This window comes from Bradyrhizobium lablabi (genome assembly GCF_001440475.1).
GTDB classification, from domain to species: Bacteria; Pseudomonadota; Alphaproteobacteria; order Rhizobiales; family Xanthobacteraceae; genus Bradyrhizobium; species Bradyrhizobium lablabi.
This window is the reverse complement of record NZ_LLYB01000094.1, coordinates 192089-196775: the sequence shown is the minus strand read 5'-3', so window position 1 is coordinate 196775 and position 4687 is coordinate 192089. Positions and strand designations below refer to the sequence as shown.

The following is a 4687-nucleotide window of genomic DNA, read 5'->3' as shown; positions in this document are numbered from 1 at the left end:
CCCCAATTGGCGCCGCCGAGCCCGGCGGGCCCGGTGCCGCGCGATCGCTCCGTGACGAATGTCGTCCGCAACGGCCTGACTGCCGGCGTTGCATTCCTTGCCAATCGCGATGGAGCGGTGGAGCCGGCAGGCGCGTCCGGCGAGAGCATCATTCAGCGGGCGGGGCGGGCCTTCGAGCGCGAGCTGCGCACGGGGTTGCGGGCGCTGCTCGTCGTCGGCGGGCTGGCGGGCGGCTGGATGGCGTTGGTGCCGCTGTCGGGCGCCGTGGTGGTGCCGGGCAATCTGGTGGTGCAGTCCAACGTCAAGGCCATCCAGCATCCGACCGGCGGCGTGGTGGCGCAGATCCCGGTACAGAACGGCAAGCGGGTCACCGCCGGCGATCTGCTGCTGCGGCTGGATTCGACGCAGGCCCAGGCCAGCCTTCAGGTGGTGAGCAAGCAGCTCGATGAAGTGCGGGCGAAGATCGCGCGGCTCGCCGCCGAGCGCGACGGCCAGCCTAAGCCGACGATACCGCCGGAGCTGTCGGCCCGGCTGGAGGACGGCAATGTCAAGACGCTGCTCGCCTCCGAAGCCTCGCTGTTCAGGGCGCGAACGACCGCACGCGAGAGCCAGAAGGAGCTGCTGCAGAGCAAGGTCTCGCAGCTTGGCGAAGAGGTCGTGGGTCTCGAGGCGCAGGTCGCATCCAAGGCCAAGCAACTCGAACTGATCACCGGCGAACTCGGCGGCGTGCAAGAGCTGTTCGACAAGCGGCTGGTGCCGATAGCGCGGCTCACGACCCTGCAGCGTGAGAGCGCCAGAATTGAGGGCGAACGCGGCCAGTTGATCTCCACCATCGCCGAGACCAAGGCCAAGGTCGACGAGGCGAAGCTTCAGATGGTCAGGCTCGATCAGGATGTCCGCACCGAGGTCGTCAAGGAACTCGGCGAGGCCCAGGGCAAGGAAGCCGAGCTCAGCGAGCGCAGCATCGCCGCGCGCGACGTGCTCGAGCGCATCGAGATGCGCGCGCCGACGTCGGGCGTGATCCATCAGCTCAATGCACACACCATCGGCGGCGTCATTCGCGCCGGTGACACCATCATGGAAGTGGTGCCGGATTCCGACGATCTGCAGATCGAGGCGCGGCTGCAGCCGAACGACATCGATCAGGTGCGCAAGGGCCAGCAGGCCTTTGTCCGCTTCTCGGCTTTCAATCAGCGGGTGACGCCGCAACTGATCGGTCAGGTGTCATATGTCTCGCCCGATACCACCCGCGACCAGCAGACCGGCACGTCCTATTTCACGGTCCGGATCATGCTCTCGGAAGAGGAGCGCCGCCGGCTCGCCGGGCTGCAGCTCGTCTCGGGCATGCCGGCGGAAGTCTTCATGCAGACCGGCAGCCGGACCATGCTGAGCTACCTGTTCAAGCCGATCCTGGATCAGTTCGAGCGCGCCTTTGTCGAGCGGTGAGGGGGCAGGATAGGTTTTGGTGTGTCGTCGTCAATCTTGCCACCGTGGATGGCATCGCTATATCAGGGCTTTCCTTTTGCCTTGTTCCCAGCGAGCCCCGTATGACGACCACCACCGCCCCCGAATCCCAGCCGTTCCAGGCCGAAGTTGCCGAACTTCTGAACCTGATGGTGCACTCGGTCTATTCGGAGACCGACATCTTCCTGCGCGAGCTGATTTCGAACGCGTCGGATGCCTGTGACAAGCTGCGTTATGAGGCGATATCGGCGCCCGAGCTGATCGCCGACGGCGCGCCGCCGGAAATCCGCATCAGGCCGGACAAGAGCGCCAACACGCTTTCCGTCGTCGACACCGGCATCGGTATGGACCGGCAGGAACTGATCGACAATCTCGGCACCATCGCGCGCTCCGGCACAAAATCCTTTCTCTCCCGCCTGACCGAGGCCAAGGACGGCACCAACCTGATCGGCCAGTTCGGCGTCGGCTTCTATGCCGCGTTCATGGTCGCCGAGCGCATCGTCGTCACCAGCCGCCGCGCCGGTTCCGATCAGGTCTTCGTCTGGTCGTCCTCTGGCGGCAGCGGATTTGAAATCGCGCAAGGGAGCGACGAGGATGCTGGGCGCGTTACGCGCGGCACCGAGATCGTCCTGCATTTGAAGCAGGACGCATCAAAATATCTCGAGAGTTTCGAGATCGAGCGCATCGTTCGCGCCTGGTCCGACAACATCCAGTTTCCGATTCTGCTGGTGCCGGAGGAGGGCGAGCCGCGCCAGATCAATTCGGCCAGCGCGCTATGGCAGCGGCCAAAATCTGAACTTACGCCGGAAGATTACAAGCAGGCCTACCAGCAGGTCGCGGGTGCCTTCGACGAGCCCGCGATGACGCTGCATTATCGCGCCGAGGGCCGGCAGTCCTATGCGGTGATGCTGTTCGCGCCGTCGACCAAGCCGTTCGACCTGTTCGACCAGGCTCGCAAGGGCAAGGTCAAGCTGTATGTCCGCCGCGTCTTCATCGCCGACGACGCCGATATCCTGCCGGCCTATCTGCGCTTCGTCCGCGGCGTGATCGACAGCGAGGACCTGCCGCTCAACATCTCCAGAGAGATGCTGCAGAACAATCCGCAGCTCGCGCAGATCCGCAAAGCCGTCACCGGCCGCGTGATATCGGAATTGGAAAATCTCGGCGACAAGGAGCCGGAAGCGTTCGCTAAAATCTGGGACGCGTTCGGTCCCGTGATCAAGGAAGGCATCTGGGAAGATTTTGAGCGCCGCGAGAAGTTGCTCGGCCTGTCGCGCTTCACCACGACGAAGGGCGAGAACCGCTCGCTGAAGCAATATGTCGAGGATATCAAGCCGAACCAGACCGACATCTATTACCTCACCGGCGACAGCGTCGAACGGTTGAAGGCGAATCCCAAACTGGAGTCCGCCTCCGCCCGCGGCATCGAGGTGCTGCTGCTGACCGATCCGGTCGATGCGTTCTGGACCTCCGCGCCGCTCGATTTCGGCGGCAAGCCGCTGAAATCCCTGAGCCAGGGTGACATCGATTTCGCCCTGATCCCGCTGCTGAATGAAACAGCCGAGGACAAGAAAGACGAAGCGGGCGCGGATGAGGCCACGACGATCGCGCTGATCAAGGATGCGCTCGGCGAGCGCGTCTCCGACGTGCGCGCCTCGCAGCGGCTGACGTCGAGCGCCTCATGCCTGGTCGCCGGCGGCGGCGCGCACGACCGCATGCTCGAGCGGCTGCTGGCGATGCAGAACAAGGCGCCCACGATCAAGCCGATCCTCGAGATCAACCTGCGCCATCCCCTGGTCGCGGCGATTGCCGGCGACAAGGATGCCGCCAAAGACCTGTCGTTCCTGCTGCTGGAGCAGGCGCAGATTCTCGATGGCGAGCTGCCGGAAGACCCGGCCGCATTCGCCAACCGGCTCAATCAACTGGTGCTGCGGGGGATCGCCAAGGGGTAGGACGATCTGCCGCGCCAACCGATTTCAGGATCGGCCGTATCTGCTAGAAAGTTGGACCTCCAACCCGGATCGCCATGACGACGTCTGACGGTACCGATATTTTTTATGGCGCGATCCCGGTCTTTCGTGGCTTCGGCAGCCTGATGGACCCGGCGATGTATGCGCCGTTGCCGGATGACTGGACCGTCGGTGTCGCCGACATCGTGGAATCGACCAAGGCGATCGCCAACCAGCGCTACAAGGCGGTCAACATGGCCGGCGCCGCGGTCATTGCGGCCGTCACCAATGCGCTCGAGGGGCGCGAGTTTCCGTTCGTGTTCGGCGGCGATGGCGCCAGCTTTGCGGTGGCGCCCGCCGACCTCGCGCGCGCCCGCGAGGCGCTGGCGGCGACCGCGGCATGGGTCAGCCAGGATCTCGATCTGGTGATGCGGGTGGCGCTGGTGCCGGTGAAGGATATCCGCGCGCAGGGTTTCGATATCAAGGTCGCCCGCTTCGGCCCGTCGGCCAATCTATCCTATGCGATGTTTTCCGGCGGGGGTTTGGGGTGGGCCGATGCCGCGATGAAGCGCGGCGAATTCGCCGTGCCGGCGGCGGAGCCGGGCTCGCAGCCTGACCTGAGCGGATTGTCGTGCCGGTTCGAGGAAATTCCTTCGACGCGCGGGCTCATTCTCTCCGTGCTGGTGGTGCCCACCAAGAGCGCCGATCCGCTCCGCTTCCGCAAGGTGATCGAGGACATCATCCGCCTGGTCGAACGATCGCCGGATGCCGGGCGTCCGGTGCCGCCGGGCGGGCCACCGCTGCGCTGGCCGCCGCAGGGTGTCGAGTATGAAGCGCGCGCCGCGCGTGGCGGTCCGCTGTTGAAGCGGCGCACGGTCGTGCTGGCGGTGACGCTATGGGCCTATGTCGTGATGCGCTTCGGCATCAAGGTCGGCAATTTCGTGCCGAAGAATTATGTGCAGCAGGTGGTGGAGAATTCCGACTTCCGCAAATATGACGACGGCCTGCGGATGATTCTAGACTGCACGGTGGAGCTGGAACGCGAACTCGCCGCACTTCTCGCCAATGCGGCGTCGGAGCGGATCGTGCGCTACGGCCTGCACCGGCAGGATGCCGCGATGATGACCTGCTTCACGCCGTCGGTGATGCGCAGCGATCACGTCCACTTCATCGACGGCGCCCGCGGCGGGTATGCGTCTGCGGCGTCGGCGCTGAAGGCGATGGCGGCGTGATCAGGAACGATTCTGTTNAAACCCTCATGGTGAGGAGGCGCG

The 4687-nt window shown here is 64.8% G+C and carries 3 protein-coding genes; all 3 read left to right on the top strand.

Annotation, left to right across the window (positions count from 1 at the left end; all coding sequences use genetic code 11):
* Window positions 1-1446 (top strand): HlyD family type I secretion periplasmic adaptor subunit (locus CQ14_RS28020; protein WP_156435505.1); only part of this gene is annotated, 1446 nt, incomplete at its 5' end.
* Window positions 1447-1547: 101 nt separating this feature from the next.
* Entirely contained in the window at window positions 1548-3416 is a 1869-nt protein-coding gene (htpG, locus tag CQ14_RS28015; RefSeq protein WP_057861039.1) for a molecular chaperone HtpG, read from the top strand.
* A 74-nt stretch (window positions 3417-3490) separates the two neighbouring features.
* Window positions 3491-4645 carry a DUF3095 domain-containing protein gene (locus CQ14_RS28010; RefSeq protein WP_057861038.1) on the top strand — a complete coding sequence of 385 codons (1155 nt, stop codon included), beginning with the start codon at window positions 3491-3493 and terminating at the stop codon, window positions 4643-4645.
* Window positions 4646-4687: the final 42 nt, after the last annotated feature.